Here is a 20,946-nt window from a genome sequence, read left to right on the forward strand (position 1 = left end):
CTCGTTCGCCAAGGAGGAACTTTGCTTGCAGGCACCCCTTCCGTTGCTCGGGAAAGTGCCGGATCAGTGCTCCTTGCCGGCTCAAGGGTGAACGGAGAGTTCTTTTGGCCCGTGATGAGGCGGCTCGAACTGGAAGGTGGAGTGTTCAACGTCGAAATGTCCCGCGACGCAGTGCTGCACTTGGCCGAGTAATTCGGGAATATGTCCGTCGGTAAAGCACTCGTCGTCGACAACAATGTGGGCTGATAGTGCCGGCAGGTCGCTCGCGACGCTCCACACATGCAGGTCATGCACGCGCTGCACGTGGGGAAGTTCAAGAAAGTGGGTGGTGACTTCCTCGAGGTCAATTCCTTCCGGGGCTGCTTCGAGCAGAATTCGGCCGACGGCGCGCAAGAGATTCCACGCTGCGTGCACCATGAGGGCACACACCAGAAGGGACGCAAGGACATCGGCAAAAGTCCACCCGGTCACCATGATGATGAGCGCGGCAACAATGGTTCCGAGGAAGCCGTAGAGGTCGGTGAGAATGTGTTGGTAAGCACCTTCGATATTGAGGCTTGAGCGATTGGCGCGAGCAACCAACCACGCGACGACGATGTTCACGACCACCCCGACCAGGGCAACGATGAGCACGGGGCCACCGTCGACCTCGGGTGGTTCGAACAGACGCCGGACTGCCTCCACAGCGATGACTCCAGCCACGATCAGGAGCGTAATGCCGTTGACCGCGGCGGAGATGGTTTCCACGCGTTTGAGGCCCCAGGTCCACGCCCCTTGGGCAGGCCGAGCGGCGAGGCGAATGGTCCATAGCGCTAGCCCGATCGCTCCGACGTCCGACAGCATGTGCCCGGCATCCGACAGCAGTGCGAGGGAGCCAGTCAGAAGGCTGACGATGACTTCGGCGACCATAAAGACGCTCAGCACAATCAAGGCCACCCACAGAGTCGTGCGGTCGGCGTCGGCAGAGATGCTGTGGTCGTGTGCCTCGTGAGAGTGCTTGCGCCTGCGCGACACGGATGATTTAGTCATGGCTCGTGCTCTCCGGCTGCGAGGTTTGCCTCAGTTTTTCGGTGCCGTCGAAGAAGGCCGTTGCCGCCGCGAGAAGCGTCTTCGTTTCCTCGGGATGCGCCAAGGTGTAGTACGTCGCGCGGCCATGCGTGTGGCTTGCGAGAAGCCCACTTTTTCGTAGCGAGGCCACGGGCGTTGACACTGTCGATTGCGCAAGACCCACGTGCTCGACGAGGTCCGTCACGCGGTGTTCGCCTAACAGCAAATGCTGGATGATCTGAAGCCGATGACCATCGGCGAGGCTCTTAAAGAGAGTCACCCAGTTCTCACGTTCTTCGAGGGAGGTTTCTTCACCCACATACATCGCCATGGGTCGATAATATCGCCTTTAGTCGATGTTAGCCATGCAGGGTCGATCGGCAGAAGCCGCCGCGACCGCCAAAGTCGCGCTTTGACGCCCGCAAAAGCACTACCGCCGCGAGCCTTCGTTTTCAGCGGCGGTCATCTCTGCGTAGCGTTCGAAGAGGAGGGCGAGGCGCTCCTCGTTCGAGTGAAGCGGCTTCTTTGCGCCGAAGGCTTTGTCCACAACACGGTCGAGGGCGGCGTGGGCCTTGAGAAGCGCCGGGCTCATCGCGAGGGGGTTGTAGTGCTCGGCGAGAGAGCGCTCGGGGTGCAGCTCACGCGCCGCGATCACGCCCTTGCCCGCCTCGATGACCTTGTCGCGCAGTTCCGGTTCGACGGTGGGAAGCGGAAGGTTGTTCCACACGAGAGTGTTAGAAAAACGCAAATCCGACTTGATCTTCCCACCCACCGCGCGCTGCCATGTGATGAACATCGACGAGGAGATCACGCCGAAGAGGAAGCCGTCAGGATCATCCGCAGCGAACAGCTGATCGCCCGCAATAACAGTCTCTGGTAAATGTTGCGCTGTATAAAAGGTGCGGGTTTCTGACACAACACGCGGAATTCCGACGTAAGGCACCAGCGACTGACGGTTTTCCTGAAAGAGGTAAGGTGTTGAGGCCGACTTTCGGGTAGCAGCTTTTTTAGAATTTTCGCGCATAGCCCTGCAGGCCTCGACTCTCCGAGTGAGAATCGATGACCGTCGCAGATCATTCGGATCGAATTCTTCATCCGCCATCCACAGGCACCAACGATCAAGTCCTCGAACGACTTCGCGACCTTGACGGAACTCCCGCAGATATTTCGCTGCGATAGGGTCACCGATAACCTCGGCGTGTTCACTCACTTCGACGATGAGATTGCCATCATCGGTGGGTTGACTACCTTTATTGACTTTAGGTAATTCCGCGCTCAAGACTCGCGAGCGTTTCCACACGAGCAGATTCGGCCCATCCACGAGATAGGCATTAATCTGCTTCGCGGGAACCTGCTGCGGTTCGCCCTTGACGTTGTCGTACGTGAACAGTTGCGGGGCGCTTCGCTCGTGCTTGTCGTAGCCGGTGATCACGCAGTGAACGGCGGCACTTCCGGGAGCCTCGCTCTGCCACGCGAAGGTTTGGTGGGCAAAACGGATACGCCAGCCCGCGTCGAAAAGCGGGCCAAACAGCGCGGGAACGGGCTGGCCCTGCGCAATGGAGTTGGTGGACACGAACGCGAAGCGGCCGCCGGTGACGGGACGGAAGAAATCGCTCGCCTTTTTGAACCACGCCGTCACGTAGTCGAGGTAACCGTCGTAAAGCTCGCCCCACACGAGCTTCATATCCTCCGTTTGATCCGCTGCCTTCGTGTACTGCCCAATGAACGGCGGGTTGCCCATGATGAGCGTATCCGGACCCGCGAACAAGAGCCTACGCCAGTCGAGGCGCAATGCGTTGCCCACGGTGATCTGGGCGGAATCCTGGAGGGGAAGCATCGGCTTCGAATAGCCGAGAGTGAGGTTCATGGCCTGGTTTGCCTGATGCTCCACGAGGAACATCGCGGTGCGGGCAATCGTCGCGGGCCACTCCTCGATCTCGATGCCGCGGAATTGGCGAAGCCGCACGCGCACAAGATCCTCGGCCATGAGGTCCAACTGAACGCCGCCGCTGTTCAACTCCTGGAGCCGCTCGTGAATCTTCAATTCGAGGGCGCGCAGCTCGCGGTAGGCAATGATGAGGAAGTTTCCGCAGCCACACGCCGGGTCGCACAACTGGTCACGATGGATACAAGACCCCAGTGCGGAGCAGGGCCATCGAATAGCTTCGATACCGGCTATGAACTGGGATTTCCGGCTGCCGCGGACGTTTGGAGATTAGCCTGCTGTACCGCTGAGTATCTGGCACGTCACTACCCGGCTGGCGTCCGTAGAGGGGGTGAACCAGTCGGGATCTCGCGCGCAAGAATAGACGCGGGGTCTCGACAAATGATGCGGGTAGCACCTCTACCTGTAGACGATACCGCTTGCTATTCGTTCTTGCAGGTGGGCCGACGACCATCTGCACTCCTAGTCAACTACAAAGCTTTTAGCAAGTTGGGGGTCAAGTCCCTTGTAGTGGTGTAACGGTGTTTTCCTCTCGTTTGGGGTTTTAGCCTGCGAGTGCGGGCATGTCGGCATCGGTCGTGGTTGTGGGTGTGGTGATCAGGTTGAGGCGGCTCTTAGCGAGGACTTCCAGGCCGAGGTAGCGGCGGCCTTCTGCCCATTCATCGGTTTGCTCGGCCAGGACGGCGCCGACGAGCCGGACAATCGCTTCCCGGTTTGGGAAGATCCCAACCGCATCGGTGCGGCGCCGGATCTCGCGGTTCAGCCGTTCGGTGGGGTTGTTCGACCAGATCTGCTGCCAGACCTCGGTCGGGAAGCTGGTGAACGCGAGAATGTCAGCGCGGGCGGCATCGAGGTGGTCTGCGACGTCGGGGAGTTTCTCGGCGGTGTAGTCCAGTAGCCGGTCGAACTGGGCGTGAACAGCATCGGCGTCAGGCTGGTCATAGACGGAGTGGAGCATGGCCTTGACCGCCGGCCACAAGCTCTTGGGAGTGATGCTCATCAGGTTCGCGGCGTAGTGAGTGCGGCAACGCTGCCAGACGGCACCGGGCAGGTTCGCCGCGATCGCTTCCACGATGCCTTGGTGGGCGTCGGAGGTGACCAGCCGGACCCCGGACAGTCCTCGGGCGACCGGATCGGCGAAAAACTCGTTCCAGGCCGGGCCGGTCTCGCTCGTGGCGACCCGCATCCCTAAGACTTCGCGATGCCCGTCGGCGTTGACCCCGGTCGCGAGCATGACGACCGCGTTGACCACACGACCTCCCTCGCGAACTTTCATCGTCAACGCGTCGGCGGTCACGAACGTGAACGGCCCAGCATCGCCTAGTGGGCGGTGTCGAAACTCGGCGACGTGCTCGTCCAACTCGGCGGCCATGCGAGAGACCTGGGACTTCGACAGCCGGTCGATTCCCAACGTCTTGACCAACTTGTCCATCCGGCGAGTACTGACTCCAGCGAGATAGCAGTCGGCAACAACAGTGATCAATGCGGACTCGGCGCGCTTGCGACGCTCCAGCAGCCACTCAGGGAAATAGGTGCCCTGGCGTAGTTTCGGGACCGCGATGTCCAAGGTCCCAACACGGGTATCGAGAGGCCGGTGGCGGTAGCCGTTGCGCTGGGCCCGTCGGTCAGGATCTGGGCGGCCGTACTCGGCACCTGCAACCGCATCAGCATCCGCAGACAGCAACTCGTTGATCACAGTCTGCAACAGGTGACGCCTCGGCAAGCAGTTCGCCAAGCAGCCCGGCAGGGTCGACAATATGGGTAGCGGTTATCGTGTGGCCTTTCGCGAGTGAGTTGTAGGGGACGAAACTCGAGGATCACGCGGTGACCGCCCTGCTGTCCAGCACGACCACCCCGCTACACCACTATGAGGGACTCAACTCCCTTGGTGATTAGTAGCGCCCTCGCTCATCAGCGAGATGCTGTTCGCACATGATCCCACTAGCGCCATGTTCGCGACAGCACCACGTGTGCCAAACGTGTCGAGGTACTCCGATTTGAGCTGTGGGTTTAGGGCTTGGCGCCTGGCACCGGGACCGCGTCCGCTAATCTGAGGTGTGTCTCAGCTGCCAACGAGACGACGCATCGGCGGCAGCCACGAAATCGTGGAACCGTCCGGGCCGACTAGACAATTCCTTAGGCGTGCCGGTTTCGGCGACGATAGCACCGTCCGCTAAGGGTTCGAGGAAGACCACCTGATCGGCGCTATCTATGGTGGATAGTCTGTGCGCTACCACGATCACAGTGCGGCCCTCAGATAGTTGACTGATGACGTCGCTAATCGCCGATTCATTCTCGCCGTCCAGCGCCGAGGTAATCTCGTCGAGCAGCAGTATCGGAGCATCCTTGATGAATGCCCGAGCGATTGCCACTCGTTGGCGCTCACCTCCAGACAGGCTCTGCCCGGCAGGCCCCACTTCGGTATCCCAACCGTGAGGCAGCGCCTCAATCACCCGATCAAGTCTCGCCTTGCGAGCTGCCTCTTCCAACTCGGCGTCCGTCGCATTGGGACGGGCAATCCGCAGATTCTCCCGGATCGTGGTGTCAAACAGGTAGGTGTCCTGGAACACCATCGAGGTCAGCTCCATGATCCGCGTGGTTGGAATCTCGCGCACGTCCACCCCGCCGATGGTCACGCTACCGGCGTCGACATCCCAAAACCTTGCGGTGAGACGCAAGATCGTCGACTTCCCGGCCCCTGACGGCCCCACTAGTGCGGTGACTGCTCCCCGCGGGGCGGTGAGCGAGACATCGTCTAGGACAGGCCGGCCTGACTCGTAGGAAAACGACACTCCTCGGAATTCAATCGACGTCCCACGCGGTTCCCGTGCCTGCTCGGAATCAGGTTCGGCAAGTGGCGTGGCATCAAGGATTATTCCCATCTGGCGCAACGCCACTGCGGCGTTATCGACCTCAGATGCGTAGAGCGCGGCTTTTGTGAGCGGCAGCAGCATGCGCGCACTGACCGCCGCGATCACCAGATACGCAATCGGGTCCAGACGCGCTCCGGTCACGAACGACAGCCCCAAGGCGAGCACCACCGCGAAAGTCACGTTAGCGATGAGGTTGAATCCTTGGGCAGGTCGGCCCTTGATCCGAAGCCCGGCCAACGTCGCCTCAGAGTCGGCTTGCAGAGTCTCTTGTACGGGGTCCCACGACGTCGCGGCACCCGTGGCTCGAAGCACCGGTTGTAGCCTGGCGAACTCAATCAACCGGCCGGCTGCGGCGGCCGAGGTACGGTCTTCCATGTCATTGGCTCTGGTTGTTGCCGCCGACATTTTCCGCCACGTGAGAATAAACGGCAAGATCGACACTGCCATGACCACAGCTAACGGCCACTCAATGAATGCGGTAGCAACGAGCATCACCAACGGCACGATGAAGGCGTTGCACAGGTTCGGGATCACCATTGATGCCAGATGCGACAGGGTGTTGATCTCCTTGGATGTCGCATTAGCCACGTCCGCTTCGCGTTTGGCATTAAACCACCCAAGCGGCAGCTGCAAGACATGATCTGCTACGCGATCAATTAAGGTATCGCATACTTCATAGACGCTGATCCGATAGGAGCGGTACATCGCGAAGGTGTCGACCGTCACCGTGATCGCGCCGAGGATGGCAACGACGACGAGCCAGGTGCCAAGGGTTTCAGAGCGGGAGAATAATGCCCGAAGGAAGGGGATCATCAACGCCAGTGTGATGCCTTGTAGGACAGCGGAGAAGGCGAACCAGCCCACCAACGTACGCAACTCGGCCCTGTTGACGACCCTGATCATTAGTTTCCACATGAGCGTGTCTCTCCTTAGGCCATGTAATGGAGTTCTTGGGCCCGCCACATCTCGCTATAGGTCCCCGCTTGGTCGACCAAGTCCTCGTGCCTACCACGCTGAGTGATGTGGCCGTCCTCAATCACGAGGATCTGGTCGGCGTCTCGGATGGTGGCGAGTCGATGCGCGATGATGATCACCGTGCGCCCGGATGCCAAGGTGCTGAGCGCTTCGTGGATCGCACGCTCCGACTGGGGGTCTGCTTGCGCGGTGGCCTCGTCGAGAATCAAGATCGGCGCATCCTGCAAGTATGCTCGCGCCAGGGTGATGCGTTGCCGCTCACCGCCCGAGAGGAAGCCACCAACCTCGCCAAGCACGGTGTCATACCCCTCGGGCAGACGCATAATGCGATCGTGGATGCATGCCGCACGGGCTGCTGCCTCGACCTCGGCGCGCGTTGCCGACGGTTTCGACAGCGCGATATTGGTATGGACCGAATCGTTCGACAACGTTACGTCCTGTAGGACGATCGCGACGCGGGAAAGTAGCCACGAAAAACTCGCCTCGCGCACATCCACACCGCTGATGCGTACCACGCCATCATTGACGTCGTAAAAGCGCGCAATCAGCCGGGCCAGTGTGGACTTCCCTCCGCCCGACGGGCCCACCAGAGCCGTGACCGTTCCGGGCTCAGCCGTAAAGGAGACACCGTGCACAACGGGCACGTCAGGCTCGTAGGAGAAGGAAACCTCACAGACCTCGACTTGGCCGGGGTTTGGGCCCTCTTCTTGGGTGCGGCTGCCTTCGGGCATGGGTTTCTCGGAAAGCAGCTCTGCCGTGGTGCGAGCCGCCAGCTGCGACTCATAGATATGCTGCATCAGACCGACTAGCACCGTGAACCCCTCCGGGATGCCGGGAGCGATCAGGAAGAATGGCAGCGTCGCCGACAGCGTGCTCCAATCCTGCGCGACGAATAGCGCCGCCAGTAACGCGACCGTGACGAAGACCGTGGCTGGACGCAGTAGCGAACCGAGCAGACTAATCGCTCTGCCGGAGCGACGAACCCAGTCGAAGGAGATGGCAGAAAATTGCTGGCGGGCGGCGTTAAAGCGCGTTCGGGTCGCATCGGTGGCCTGGAAATTCTTGATCTCCTTAATGCCCTCAAGCATTTCGACGGTGGCTGCGGCCAGTGCGGTCTGGGCATGTCCGAATCGCTCGGTGATATCGCTATAGCCGCGCATGGTCGTGCTGACGATGATCATGATCGCTACGGCCCACGTTCCAAAGAGCGCGAGCGCCAGTCGCCAATCGACCCACACGAGATACCCGAGGCCTACGACCATCGAGACCACGGCGTTGGTGACATCACCGGGAACATGCGCAACGAGAGTATGGATGGCTGCGGTATCGTCACACACCATCTTGCGGATGGCCCCGTGCGGCACCTGCGAGACCCTACCCAAGGGCAAACTGCCCAGCGCTTGGACCACATTGCCGCGCAACCGATGTCGGAGCTTGGCTTCTGCCTCGTGGGTGACACCCAATCCAAACAGGTAGAGCAATTGGCCCACGAACAGCGAAAGCACCGCTATCACGGCCCAAACCCACGGCTTTCCGGTCCAGCCGGTGCGCACCTGCCCGTCAAGCCAGATCGCGGCCATGTTGTGTAAGGCGACGAACGGCACCAGCGTGACGATAGCGCCTAAGGCTGTGAGGACTGCGGAAAGGACCATCGCGCCCTTGGCCGGGCGGATTAGTGCGGCGACGGAAATACTCACATCGGGCTCCTGTCGAGTCGAGTCTTTCGAAACGTTCATTGGCGCCACCACCACAGCAACGCAGTAACGGCCCAAAGGAGGCCCACCAGGCACCAATCTCGCACCTGCCACGGTGTGTTTTGGAGTTCCGTGCGCCGCGGATAGGCGCTAAAGCCACGTGAATCCATCGACAGGGCAACCCGTTCGCCGTGCTGGACGGCGAGGATCGCCAGCGGCACGAGGGAACCCACCCATCGAATTGCGGGCGCTAACGGCCCCCATGATGCCCCAATACCCCGCAATGCCCGCGCTGTGCGCAACAGCTGGAAATCTTGCCGGAAACGAGTGACGAAGGCGACAGCCGCAGCTCCCGCCGCAGTGACCCGATAGGGAAGCTTGAACGTCGTCGTCAACGTGCGAAGCAGCGCTTCCGGATGAGTGCTGATGCCTGAAAGCAGTATGAGGGACAACAGTGCCCCGATACCGCTCGCTGCCGCAAGCTCGCCACCGTAATTGTAGAGTGGGCTGACCTCTTCAATGGTGTAGTTGTAGCGGAACACCGGCAGTAGCACAGCTGCGATGACCCAGGGTGCTAGCAGTGACATGACCGTTCGAGCGCGACTCGCTCTCGCGGCTACCATGGCCAGGCTCGCTGCGATGAGCACTCCAACATTGACGGCCGGGTCCTTGCATACGAACACCATGACCATCGCCGGGATTAGCGCCAATAGCAACGTCACAGGATTGAACGATGAGAAGAGTCCACGGGGCACGGACGGCGAAGGCGGGTTCGCTGGTGCTGCGGATGCGGCGTTTTCACGAGTTTCGCTAACGGCAGCAGGTAGCGCGATGATGTGGCTGCAGCGTGATAGGGCAAGTTCTAGGTCGTGGGTGGCCATGATGACGGTTCTGCCCTCAGCGCGCAGTTCGTCGATGAAGGCCATGAGTTCGCAGGTATTCGCCCAGTCCTGGCCGTACGTGGGCTCGTCAAGGACAATCACATCGCGGCTCTCGGCGACCATCGTAGCCACCGATAGTCTACGAATCTGGCCGCCTGAGAGAGTCAACGGGTGTTGGTCTCGATACTGGGAGAGATGGAATTGCTCCACAATAGCCTCGGCTTTAGACGCGGAAACATCCCCCGTGGAGATTTCGCCAGCCACGGTGGAACAAACCATCTGATGTTCCGGGTTTTGAAACACGTAGCCGACCTGGTGCCGCCCTCGCCGCACAACCTCTCCGCAGACCGTAGCGCGTTGTGCCTTTGATGGTATGAGACCCGCCAGCGCCGCGAGCAGGGATGTTTTGCCTGCGCCATTCGGCCCTATAAGCGCGATAAACTCGCCACCCCGTAGCCGCATAGAGATAGCTGGGGAACGTCCGGGAACACAGAAATCTGCCAGCTCTACCGTGGCGCTGCCTCCACCGTCGAGCGTGTCAATCGCATCGATGGTTTCCCATCCTGCTTCGGTGCGCCGCTGATATTGCACCGAATCACCACAGATATCCGTGATGCGGGGAACTCGAATGCCCGCCTGCTCGCAGGTCAAGGCGTGGTGCGGGGATTCGTCGCGTAACGCACGGGGCAGCCACACTCCGCACGCCTCAAGTTCCGCGGTATGGCTGAGAAAAACCTCATGTGGAGTTCCCTGCGCGATCACCGCGCCCTGCGCGTTGAGCGCTATGACGTGATCGCACAGGGGTAGGACCGGGTCGAGGTCATGGTCGATCACCACGATGCCCACGCCATCGCTAACCAGCTGTTGGATGACGCTGTAAAACTCGTCCGTGCCTTGCGTGTCAATAGTCGATGTTGGCTCATCGAGGACTAGTAAGCGGGGCTGCATAGCCAGTGCTACCGCGATCGCTAGGCGCTGGCGTTGGCCGCCCGATAATCTCCATGGGCTCTCCCACAGCTTGGTCTCCAGACCAACCGCAGCCAATGCCTCGCGTACCCGTCGATCAATCTCAGGAACAGGCAGGCAGAGGTTCTGCAGCGCAAACGCGACATCGTCATACACCGTACGGGTAATGACTGCGGCATCCGGATTTTGTCCCACGTAGGCAACATTGGTAGCGATCAACTGGACCGTGGCGTCGGCGATTTCGGCGCCGGCAATTTGAACGCTGCCGGAGTATTCGGACGGCAGACAGTGGGGCACAAGGCCGCACACGGCTCGGACGAAGGTAGTTTTACCGCATCCAGAGGGCCCAATGACGGCCGTTACCTGACCGCTCAGGTGGACCAGGCTTGGACGTTGCAGCACCCACCGGTCCTGACCCAAGTAGTGAACGGTAAGATCCTCAACCGCCAGGAGCGCCCGCGCGGACTCGCTCGCAGACCGTTGCTCGCTGCTCAAAGTGGAGGCCAGCGTTTCACTCACGATGGTCTACGCCTACGCCTGCATTGTTGAGCAAACGGGTTAGTCCGACGACGGCCAAACCGCCAATGACGGACGACGTGACTCCCACCAGCACGATCAGTCCCGATACCGAGATTCCCACCGCGTGCTTGAGCAGCGTGAGGTACAACAGGCTGTTAAATGCCCCGAAGAATGCGGCGGAGATCAGATACGCCCACCACGTCCACTTCCGGTACAGCATCAACGCCATGGGAAACTCAACCAGGAGCCCGCCAATGACGTTACCGACAATCGCGGCAGGCCCAGTGGGAGTAGTAAATACGCTCACAACTCCGATGATCAGCGCGGCCAGCAGCGAAGCGCCCGGCCTTCGCACAACGGCCAGAGGAAGGAGGTAGGGAATGACCCAAAGTCCGAGAAGGGACACCCCGAGCCAGACTGCGCTCTGCGAAGCCGCACCCGCCGGCGCGATGTAGCTCAGTGGGATGAGGATGATGAGGCCGACCACCGACAGGGAGGCCACCATCATGAGATTTCGGGTACCTAGAATTGAGTCGGTTAATCCTCCGCGAGCTGAGCGTCGAACTGTACCGGATCGGTCTGTCACAGCAAACCCCCTTTCACTTAGGTTAGCCTAACCTAACTCCCGACTGGGGTCAATTCCCTTGAGCTAGACGTTGAGCCTACGCAGAGACGCAGCCCACGCATCGACCCCAGTTCCAAGAAATGCTGGCCCTTGCCCGGAAAGGAGCGATCGACCTGATCCTCACCAAGTCGATCTCGCGCTTCGCTCGCAACACCGTCGACCTGCTCGAAACCGTTCGCGAGCTGAAAGACCTCGGGGTGGAGGTGCGATTCGAAAAGGAGAACATCTCCTCAACCAGCGCTGACGGTGAACTCATGCTCACCCTGCTGGCGTCTTTCGCGCCGGCAGAATCGGAGCAAATCAGCCAAAACGTGAAGTGGCGCGTTTGGAGAGGCTTCGAAGAAGGCAAAGCGAACGGCTTCCACCTGTACGGTTACACCGACTCCGCTGACGGCACCGACGTGCAGATCATCGAAGAAGAAGCAGCCGTGGTGCGTTGGATCTTCGCCCAGTACATGAAGAAGACCTCGTGCGAAAAGATGGCCGCACAGCTCATCGCTGACGGTAGGGTTCCGCACCTGGCTGATAACAAGTTGCCCGGGGAATGGGTCCGTCACATCCTGAAGAACCCGCACTACACCGGCGACCTCTTGTTAGGGCGATGGTCCACTCCGGAGGGCAGGCCTGGACGAGCAGTGCGCAACACCGGCCAGTTGCCGCAATACCTGGTGGAAAACGCGATCCCCGCGATCATCGACCGCGACACCTTCACCGCTGTACAAACCGAGATCACACGCCGCCGTGAACTCGGGGCCCGGGCGAACTGGTCCATCGAAACTGTGGCGTTGACGGCGAAGATCAAATGCGTGTCCTGCAACTGCTCGTCCGTGCGCAACGTACGCAATCCGAAAACCCAAAACTCGATCTCCACCGAGCACTGGATCTGCACCGAACGCAAGAAAGGCCGCAAAACCGGATGCGACACCTGCGAGATCTCTGACACGGCACTCAAAGGCTTCATCGCCCAAGTCCTTGACATCGAGACCTTCGACCAAGAGGTGTTCAACGAGCGTATCGACCACATCGACGTGCAGGGAAAAGACCACTACACGTTTCATTACACCGATGGCACCAGCAGCTCGCACACGTGGCGACCAAACCTGAAGAAGAGCTCGTGGACCCCAGCAAGAAAAGCCGCCTGGGGTGAACTCTTGCGTGCCCGCTGGGCCGAAGCCAAAAGGCTCGGGTTGAACAACCCACGGCAAGCACCAACACCACCAGAAGCATTGGCGAAGTACCGGGCCGTGGCCAAGGCAGAGGCTGAGCGCCTGCGCGCCGAGCGAGGCGAACGCTAAATGGCCCGCACCGTCACAGCAATCCCCGCCACCCGAGCGCTCCACACTGGTGCTCCACTTGGACAAACGACTCTGCGCAGGGTCGCCGGGTATGCCCGCGTGTCCACCGACCACGACGATCAGGTGACGTCCTACGAAGCCCAGGTCGACTACTACACCCGCTACATTAGCGATCACGCGGGCTGGCAGTTCGTGAAGGTCTACACCGACGAAGGCATCACAGGCACCTCAACCAAACACCGCGCTGGATTCCAGCAGATGGTCACCGACGCGCTCGACGGCAAGATCGACCTGATCATCACCAAGAGTGTGTCCCGGTTCGCCCGCAACACCGTCGACTCGCTCACCACCGTTCGAACCCTCAAAGACAAAGGCGTGGAGGTCTTCTTCGAAAAAGAAGGCATCTGGACCTTCGACGCCAAAGGCGAGCTCCTCATCACCATCATGAGTTCCCTCGCCCAAGAAGAAGCCCGCTCCATCTCAGAAAACGTCACCTGGGGACACCGCAAACGCTTCGCCGACGGCAAAGTCACCGTCCCATACTCCCGCTTCCTCGGATACGACAAGGGTGAAGACGGCAACTTCGTCGTCAACCCTGAGCAGGCAAAACTGGTGCGCCGCATCTACGGCATGTACCTGGAAGGCCACTCCATCAGGCATATCGCGCACACCCTGACAGACGAGCCAGCAACCTACACGGCAGCAGGGAATAAAACCTGGCATTACCAGTCCGTGCGATCCATTCTCACCAACGAGAAATACAAAGGAGACGCACTCCTGCAAAAGAGCTACACCGCAGACTTCCTCACTAAGAAGGAAGTCATCAACGAGGGCGAAGTACCCCAGTACTACGTCACCGGAAACCACGAGGCCATCATCAGCCCCGCCGTGTGGGACTTTGTCCAAGCCGAAATCGCTAAAGGCGCTAGAGATCAGCGAACACAGCACCGCACCCGCCCCTTCTCATCCACCCTCATCTGCGGCCAATGCGGACACTTCTTCGGATCGAAAACCTGGCACGCGGGCAGTAAGTACGAAAAGGTCATCTGGCGGTGCGGCCACAAATGCTCAGGCCAGGAAAAATGCGCCACCAGGCACATCGACGATCAGCGCCTCAAAGACCTGTTCCTCGACGCCATCCAACTGCGCTTCGATAAGCCAGCCGATGACAGCACAAGCCAGGCGTTATTAGAGGTACTCGATACTAGCGACCTGGAAGTTCAAGCCGCAGGTCTAGTCGCCCAAATCGATGAGGTGGCCAAGAAAATCCAAGCGTTGATCGCCCACAACGCACGCGTCGCACAAGACCAACACGCCTATGAGCAGAAGTTCAACGCAGTCCACCAGCAGCACCAAGCACTCCTCGCGCGACATGCCGAGGTATACGCCCAGATCCAGAGCAAACAGAATCGCCTCGCCGCTTACCGCTACTACCGGCAAGAAACTACCAACCTCGAGATCAACAATCTAACCTTCAGTCCCTACCTGTGCGTGACTCTCCTCGACCACGCCACCGTCAGCCAGCATGGCACAGTGACGTTCATCTTCCGTGACGGAAGCCAACAAGACATCGCCAAGGACTGACCAGCTCATCAGCTATTCCAGTTGGGCTGCGGCTGCCCTCTCCAGAGATCCATTGCCTGCTGCAGCCCGCTGTTGACGGAAGCGTTTGGAAGTTGAAGCTGTGGGAGTTTATTAGCAGCTATCCAGGCATACAAATCAGCCATACTCTCCTCCCACGCCAGCAAATTGTTGCTACTATTGAGCTCTCTGTAGCGTTGAACAGTATCCGCGGCTGGTGCTGGATGGTAGAGGGCGTAGCAAATATGATCCCCTGAGGGTGCAAGTAGGAACTCTGCGGTATTCAGGGGCTCACCAACTGCCAAGGCTGGCGAAGTCAGCGACTTCCACAGTCCGCACTGGTTCCCAACGAGTGGCATCAAGCCAGACGGGCCGCGACGCTCGACAACATCGTCGAACTGCAGAACCGAGGCGTCAATAAAGTCGTCCTCCTCGGTGATAACTACAACGTGTCCATTAATGTTTCCCGCGCTGTCAAGCGTTGGGCATCTGTTTCCTCTCTCGAAGCGGGACCAAGAGACGCGTACGACAGCTGGAACCGCGATTGCCGGTATCTCGAACCTAGTCAACGCCGTGAGCATGGCAGACGCGGCAGGTACGCAGACCGCGCCAGACGTACTGGGAGCTGCGGTCAAGAAGAAGCAAGCCAGTCCGGCAGTGTGAAGGAGGCGTGGGGGAATCTCGGTAATGAAGCTTTCAAGCCTCTGACGGGTAGTTTGATTCAATTCCATTAGTCAATTCCTTCGGCGTGAACCAATCAAGCGGCTAAATCGTAGTTGGCGCGCGTTTGTATCCGTTGTGGCATGAAAGTTTCTAGGAACTGCAGCTCCCCCAAGTGCTCGAGGAGTTTGTTCAGCTCACTCTTCTTGTTGTATGCCTTCGTGAAACGCTCATCGAGCTCGTCGAGGAAGAGCGGGCGAATAAGCTTCAGAATGTTCGTTTCGGTTGTGTAGTGCTCACCGAGCTCGCGGCGCGCTTTCTTGTCTTTCACCGCCTGGAAGAGGCTGCCGAAAATCGCGGGGCTAATACTCGACCAATTGAAGTAGGACGCCTGGATGAGCAGCTCACGAGATTCTCGATCGAAATACGGGATATCCGTCGGCTCCCCGAACACGCTCCCGTTCACATACGGGAACGCTTGCAAAAGCTCGTCGTCCTTCGCGTAGCGCTTCTCTTCGGGCTTGTTGAGCGCCTGGTACAGCGTCGCGAGCTGGGAGCCAAGATCGCTTCCGTCTTCACTCGTGCGCTCCTCGAGATACCGCGAGAACAGGTCGCGCTCCCACAGTCCAGAATCGTCGGCGTAAAGGCAGAACAGTGTGCGAATGAGGAACACGCTCGCTTGGTGCTCGTCATACCCCGTTTTCTCAAGGTGTTCATAAAGGCCCGCCATGAGGTTCGCCGCCTGAATGGACGCTTGCTCCTGCTCCTTCGAGCCGAACTTCGCGCGGCGATACCCCGCAAGGAACATAAGGTCCTCAACATGCGCGGGCAGCTCCTCGAGCGGGAACTCAAGAGTGTCGCTTCCCCCCCCCCCGCTTCTGCTACGAGGCTCAGAAGCCTGAACTTTTTAAAATCCGAAGTGAGGATGTAGTCGGGGCGCTCATGCTCCGTGAGGGACTCGATGTAGTCGAGAGCCTGCTGCTCAGCCGCAACAAGGTCTCGACCCGCACTTTTCATTTCAATGACGACGGTTCCCGAAATGAGCGCGTCGATAAACCCGTGCTTCCCCGTTGATGAGCGCCGAGCGCGCTTCTCATACACGGCGCCGTGCGGCCGCTAATGCCGAAGCATCGGAGAAGTCCGCGCACAAACTCCTGAGCCTCGCCCTTCTCATAACCCTCCGCATCACGCCAATCCGACACAAACGCGCCCGCGCGATTGCGGATATCGGAAAGAACGAGAGGCTTCGACATGGCGGCTCCTGGGCGCGGTAACGATGGTGTCTGTATCCACGTTACCGGGCAGCTTCGCTCGCCCTAGTGCGCTTCGAGAAGAGCCTCAGCCGTGTCGCGGTCGGTGACAAGGCCCGTGATGAGTCCGGTGCGGGCCGCGCCGAGAATGGCCGACACTTTCTTCACCCCCGCGGCGACCGCAATGACGCGGGGGGTTTGGCTCAAGTGGTGAGTTTCGAGGGTCATGCACATTCTGGTGACTTCGGGAGCGAGGACCCTGCCGGTCTCGTCAAACCAGATGCCTGCGAGTTCGCCGGCGGGCTTGACCTGATCGAGCCGTGCCCTCACCGAGGGCGGGAATTCGCGATAGAGCTGCGTTTCTTTGTGTTCCCATGAGCCGATCGACACGAGGGCCGTGTCAAGGTGTTCGAATTGCCCACGCACATAGGAGTGGGTTTCGAAGAGCTGGCGGCGCATTTCGGGCGAGCGCACGTAGAAGGGGACCGGGAGGTCGTGGATGTAGCCGTTGGCGCTGAGAACAGCCTCGCGGATGTTGTCGATTGGCGAAGACGCATGTGCGGCCGCTAGGGCGCCAGAGATCTGGATGACGGTGATGGGGGGAAGGCGTCGGAGGTTCTTCGCGACCTCGGCCACCGTCCGCCCCCACCCGAGGCCCAGGTTATCCCCGGGTTTCACGAGTTCGCCGAGCAGTTGCGCTCCCATTGATCCGAGCTGCGTGCGCACGTCGGTGTCTGTGCCGTTGGTGCCGATCACTCGCACGTAGCGGAGGCCGAGGTGGCTCGCGAGGGGCTCGGAGAGCATGGGCAGGTCAGTGGAAGGATCGATGATCTCAAGGCGAATGATGCCTTCTTCGCGGCCCTTGGCCAGGAGCCGTGCGATGCGAAACCGGGAGATGCCGAACTCTTTGGCGAGCTGCACCTTGGAGACATCTTCGAGGTAGTGGCGGCGCGCGAGAGACGCAATCAATTGCGGCTCGGGCAACTCGGCATCCATCGGTGCCTCTCTCCTCAAATGTCCTGGTCTCGTCAGGCGCCTCGCCTGCTCCCCGCACTTTACCGTGATTGACATGGGTCACACCAAGGGCTAGTGTGCTCATGTGAGCGGTCGAGAGCGCTCATTTGAGCATACGTCACGCCGGGGCAGCGGACCACCCGTCCTAGGCCCCCGCACACACCCACTCGAAGAGGAGTGACATGGCAGAAAGCAGCACATACGCGATTGGCGTCGACTTCGGAACCGAATCCGCGCGTTCAGTCTTGGTGCGGCTTGCCGATCGCGCGGAGATCGAAACCGCAACCCACCTCTACGAACACGGCGTGATGACCGAAACGCTCGCCGCCTCGGGGGAAAAGCTCACCCCCAACACCGCACTGCAGGATCCCGACGATTACCTCGTCGCCCTCGAAAAGGTCGTGCGCGTCGTTGTCGACCGAAGCGGCGTGGATCCTGAGCAGATCGTTGGCCTCGGTGTTGACACCACCGCCTGCACGATCGTGCTGACAGACGACGACCTGGCTCCACTCTCGCGCTCCCCGCGCTGGAAGAAGCACCCACTGGCCTACGCGCGGTTGTGGAAGCATCACGCCGCGCAAAGCCACGCCGAAGAAATCAACCGCGCTGCCGAAGCCGAAGGCGGCCTCTTCCTGCCGCAATACGGGGGTCGCCTTTCATCCGAATGGGTGCTTCCGAAAGCCCTGCAAACCTTCCGCGACGATCAAGAGGTGTACGACGCTACCTCGCACATCATCGAGCAAGAGGATTGGATCGTCTCGACGCTCGTCGGCCACGAAGTGCGCGGAGCATCCGTCGCAGGCTTCAAAGGCAACTACCGCGAAGAAGCAGGAGGCTACCCCTCCCCCGAGTTCCTCAATTCGCTCGAACCCGGCTTCGCGGGCGTCCTCGACAAACTGGGGCACGAATTCCTCACCCCGGGCGAAAGCGCCGGGACGCTCACCTCTGAGTGGGCCACGCGGCTCGGGCTCGACACTCACGTCACCGTTGCTGCCGGCAACATCGATGCGCATGCCGCCTTCCTCGGTGCTGGCGCCGCCCAGCCCGGAACCATGGTCGCCGTCATGGGCACAAGCGTGTGCAACCTCGTCGTTTCCAAAGAGCACCGCACCCCGCGCGGAATCCAGGGGGTCGTCAAGAACGGCATCCTGCCCGACCACTGGGCCTACGAAGCGGGCCAAGCGGGCTTCGGGGACACCTTCGGGTGGTTCGCCCGCAACATGACCTCGGCCGACATCGCCGACCTCGCCTCCATTTCCGCGACCTCCACCTTCGAAGTCCTGGAGTCGAAAGCCCAGGCCCTGCAGCCCGGCGGCTCTGGCCTCATCGTCCTGGATTGGATGAACGGCAACCGCTCCACGCTCATTGACTCGAACCTCTCCGGGGCTATCGTCGGACTCACCCTCGACACGCGCGATTACCACATTTACCGCGCACTCCTCGAGGGTGCGGCCTTCGGGCAGCGGATCATCCTCGAAGCATTCGAAGAGGCCGAGGTTCCGATCAACCGCTTCATCGTGTGCGGCGGAATCCCCGCCAAGAGCCCTCTGCTCATGCAGATCCTGGCCGACGTCATCGGAATGCCGGTCGAGGTGTCTTCCTCCGCGAACACCTCCGCCCTGGGCGCGGCTCTCCACGGCGCGATCGCCGCAGGTGAACTGACCTGGCAGAGCGCCGGCAAAGCTGAGTCAGCGATCGCGACCGTTTACCGGCCCAACCCCACCGCCCACGAGGCTTACAACGAGATCTACACCCACTACCGCGCAATTCACGACACCTTCGGGATCGACCAACGCTCCCTCATGCACAGCTTGCGAGAAATCCAGGCCAACTCCACCCACTAACCGCGCCCACACCACAAGGCAAAGGAGCCTGACATGCGAAAGATCATCAACTCACCCGAGAACTTCGTCGATGAGGTCATCGACGGCATCCTGCTCGCTCACGGCGACAAGCTCCGGGCAGCCGACCCCGACCGCCGTGCGATCGTTCGCACAGATGCGGGCACGGGCGGCAAGGTCGGCATCGTCACGGGCGGCGGCTCGGGCCACCTCCCCCTCTTCCTCGGCTACGTCGGGCAAGGCCTCGCCTCGGGCGTTGCCGTCGGCAATGTCTTTTCCTCGCCCTCGCCAGAGCAGATCCATGCCGCAACCGTGGCAAGTGACGACGGCGCCGGCGTGCTCTACCTCTACGGCAACTACGGCGGCGACGTATACACGTTCGACCTCGCGGCCGACATGTGTGAAGGCGACGGGATTCGCACGCGCACCGTACTCGGGACCGACGATCTCCTCTCCGCGCCGCCCGAGCGCGCCGAAACCCGCCGCGGCGTCGCAGGCCTCTTCTTTGCCTACAAAACCGCGGGTGCCGCTGCCGAACGCGGCGACAGTCTCGACCAGGTTGCCGAGATCGCCCAACGCACGTGCGACCGTACACGCACAATGGGCGTCGGCCTCTCCCCCACAATCTTGCCGGCCGCCGGTGAACCCACCTTCACCCTCGACGAAGGCGAAATGGAAATTGGAATCGGCATCCACGGTGAGCCTGGCCAGCACCGCGGTCCCCTCGAAACCGCCGACGAAATTACCGACCGCTTCACCACGGAGCTGCTTCGCGAGCTTCCCGTGGGCGAAGGGGACGAACTTGCCGTGCTGGTCAACGGACTCGGCGCAACTCCGCTCGAAGAGCTCTACGTGATTTATCGCCGTCTCCACGCGACCATCACCGAGCGCGGCGCACGTCTCACCCACGTCTACATCGGTGAGTACGCCACAAGCCTCGAAATGGCCGGCGCCTCCGTTTCGCTGTGCCACCTCGACGATGAGCTATCCGAACTTCTCTCGGCTCCCGCCGATTCTCCCTTCTTCGAGCAAGCCGCCGGCTCGGCCCACGGTGCTCACGCGGAGCCTACGGAAGCACAAGCAAAGAATGTGCCCGTCGCGCGCGCGACCACTGCACGCGACATCACGACGGTCGATAATCCCGGTCCCGCACGAGAGCTCCTTCTCGGCGTCACAGCGACGCTGCCTTCCCATGCGGAGGAGCTTCGCTCACTCGATGCCGCCCTCGGCGACGGCGACCTCGGCATCACCGTTTCCTCTGGCGCACGCGCCGTTCACGAAGCCCTGACCGCGCTTCCCGAAAATGCGGCAGTACACGAAGTCCTTCGCACCGCAGGAACTGCTTTCGCCTCCGCGAACCCCTCGACCTTCGCGGCGCTTCTCGGCGGAGGCACGCTTGCGGCCGCAAATGCTGTCGCGAACGAGGAAGGTTCGGCAGATCCGACGGTTGTCGCCCTCACGGCGCTCATCGCACGGATCGCCGAGCGCGGAGGCGCCGAGATCGGCGACAAGACAGTTCTCGACGTACTCGACGCCGCCCTCCACAGCTTCGAAGCGTCCGAGGGAGAAAGCCTCGAGACGCGCGTTGCCCAGGCTGTTGAAGCGGCACGCGACACCGTCGAAAAGTCCGCAGCTCTTCCCTCCCGCCGCGGCCGAGCCGCGTGGGTTGGTGACCGCTCCGTTGGCCACAAAGACCCAGGCCAAGTTGCGGCGCTGCGCTTCCTTGAAGCCCTCGCCGCAGCTCTCCACACCAACTGACCCCTCACTCGATTTCCCCACC

13 protein-coding genes and 4 pseudogenes are annotated in these 20,946 nt (G+C 60.8%); 4 read left to right on the top strand and 13 right to left on the bottom strand.

The genetic code is table 11. From position 1 onward, the window contains the following. Positions 1-81: 81 nt before the first annotated feature. From HMPREF3157_RS04385 to HMPREF3157_RS04420, 8 genes and pseudogenes are all read right to left on the bottom strand, one after another. Complete coding sequence (locus HMPREF3157_RS04385; protein WP_070435633.1) at positions 82-1,029, bottom strand: cation diffusion facilitator family transporter; 948 nt, start codon at positions 1,027-1,029, stop codon at positions 82-84. Continuing rightward, positions 1,022-1,378 (bottom strand): ArsR/SmtB family transcription factor, encoded by a 357-nt coding sequence (locus tag HMPREF3157_RS04390; RefSeq protein WP_246816508.1) that lies wholly within the window; start codon positions 1,376-1,378, stop codon positions 1,022-1,024. Before HMPREF3157_RS04390 ends, HMPREF3157_RS04385 begins: the two co-directional genes overlap by 8 nt. Positions 1,379-1,477: 99 nt before the next feature. Continuing rightward, positions 1,478-3,160, bottom strand: a complete 1,683-nt coding sequence (locus HMPREF3157_RS04395; RefSeq protein ID WP_070435634.1) for a DNA methyltransferase — start codon at positions 3,158-3,160, stop codon at positions 1,478-1,480. Positions 3,161-3,536: 376 nt separating this feature from the next. Further along, a pseudogene (locus HMPREF3157_RS04400) lies at positions 3,537-4,764 on the bottom strand (IS256 family transposase). 273 nt (positions 4,765-5,037) lie between these two features. Continuing rightward, the gene (locus tag HMPREF3157_RS04405; protein WP_070435636.1) at positions 5,038-6,780 is read right to left on the bottom strand and encodes an ABC transporter ATP-binding protein; all 1,743 of its coding nucleotides are present in this window, start codon (positions 6,778-6,780) and stop codon (positions 5,038-5,040) included. Positions 6,781-6,794: 14 nt separating this feature from the next. Continuing rightward, positions 6,795-8,537, bottom strand: coding sequence for an ABC transporter ATP-binding protein (locus tag HMPREF3157_RS04410; RefSeq protein WP_013170751.1), 1,743 nt, complete (start codon positions 8,535-8,537; stop codon positions 6,795-6,797). Positions 8,538-8,572: 35 nt separating this feature from the next. Then, on the bottom strand, positions 8,573-10,900 hold the full coding sequence (locus tag HMPREF3157_RS04415) for an ATP-binding cassette domain-containing protein (RefSeq protein WP_246816510.1): 2,328 nt from the start codon (positions 10,898-10,900) through the stop codon (positions 8,573-8,575). Beyond that, entirely contained in the window at positions 10,893-11,408 is a 516-nt protein-coding gene (locus HMPREF3157_RS04420) for an ECF transporter S component (RefSeq protein WP_223845782.1), read from the bottom strand. Before HMPREF3157_RS04420 ends, HMPREF3157_RS04415 begins: the two co-directional genes overlap by 8 nt. Positions 11,409-11,593: 185 nt before the next feature. Between HMPREF3157_RS04420 and HMPREF3157_RS04425 the strand changes: the two are divergent. Both HMPREF3157_RS04425 and HMPREF3157_RS04430 read left to right on the top strand, forming a co-directional pair. Next, positions 11,594-12,820, top strand: a pseudogene (locus HMPREF3157_RS04425) (recombinase family protein); the annotation flags it as partial. After that, entirely contained in the window at positions 12,821-14,404 is a 1,584-nt protein-coding gene (locus HMPREF3157_RS04430) for a recombinase family protein (protein ID WP_070435638.1), read from the top strand. A gap of 8 nt (positions 14,405-14,412) precedes the next feature. Here HMPREF3157_RS04430 and HMPREF3157_RS04435 read toward each other — a convergent pair whose 3' ends face one another. From HMPREF3157_RS04435 to HMPREF3157_RS04450, 5 genes and pseudogenes are all read right to left on the bottom strand, one after another. Beyond that, complete coding sequence (locus tag HMPREF3157_RS04435; RefSeq protein ID WP_141740618.1) at positions 14,413-14,982, bottom strand: hypothetical protein; 570 nt, start codon at positions 14,980-14,982, stop codon at positions 14,413-14,415. 176 nt (positions 14,983-15,158) lie between these two features. Beyond that, the gene (locus tag HMPREF3157_RS04440; protein WP_371440679.1) at positions 15,159-15,791 is read right to left on the bottom strand and encodes a type IIL restriction-modification enzyme MmeI; all 633 of its coding nucleotides are present in this window, start codon (positions 15,789-15,791) and stop codon (positions 15,159-15,161) included. After that, a pseudogene (locus HMPREF3157_RS10920) lies at positions 15,774-15,911 on the bottom strand (type IIL restriction-modification enzyme MmeI); the annotation flags it as partial. The pseudogene HMPREF3157_RS10920 and the gene HMPREF3157_RS04440, both read right to left, overlap by 18 nt. A 44-nt stretch (positions 15,912-15,955) precedes the next feature. Then, positions 15,956-16,162 (bottom strand): annotated as a pseudogene (locus tag HMPREF3157_RS10925) (type IIL restriction-modification enzyme MmeI); the annotation flags it as partial. Positions 16,163-16,377: 215 nt separating this feature from the next. Next, a complete protein-coding gene (locus tag HMPREF3157_RS04450) occupies positions 16,378-17,307 on the bottom strand; it encodes a sugar-binding transcriptional regulator (RefSeq protein ID WP_070435642.1) in 930 nt (309 codons plus the stop codon). A gap of 200 nt (positions 17,308-17,507) precedes the next feature. Between HMPREF3157_RS04450 and HMPREF3157_RS04455 the strand changes: the two genes are divergently transcribed. Together HMPREF3157_RS04455 and HMPREF3157_RS04460 are read left to right on the top strand one after the other, a co-directional pair. Beyond that, positions 17,508-19,169, top strand: a complete 1,662-nt coding sequence (locus HMPREF3157_RS04455) for a ribulokinase (RefSeq protein ID WP_070435643.1) — start codon at positions 17,508-17,510, stop codon at positions 19,167-19,169. Between the two features lie 33 nt (positions 19,170-19,202). Next, the gene (locus HMPREF3157_RS04460; protein ID WP_070435644.1) at positions 19,203-20,924 is read left to right on the top strand and encodes a dihydroxyacetone kinase family protein; all 1,722 of its coding nucleotides are present in this window, start codon (positions 19,203-19,205) and stop codon (positions 20,922-20,924) included. Positions 20,925-20,946 lie beyond the last annotated feature (22 nt).

The sequence above is a fragment of the Dermabacter sp. HMSC06F07 genome (assembly GCF_001807345.1).
In the GTDB taxonomy this organism is placed as follows: domain Bacteria; phylum Actinomycetota; class Actinomycetes; order Actinomycetales; family Dermabacteraceae; genus Dermabacter; species Dermabacter hominis.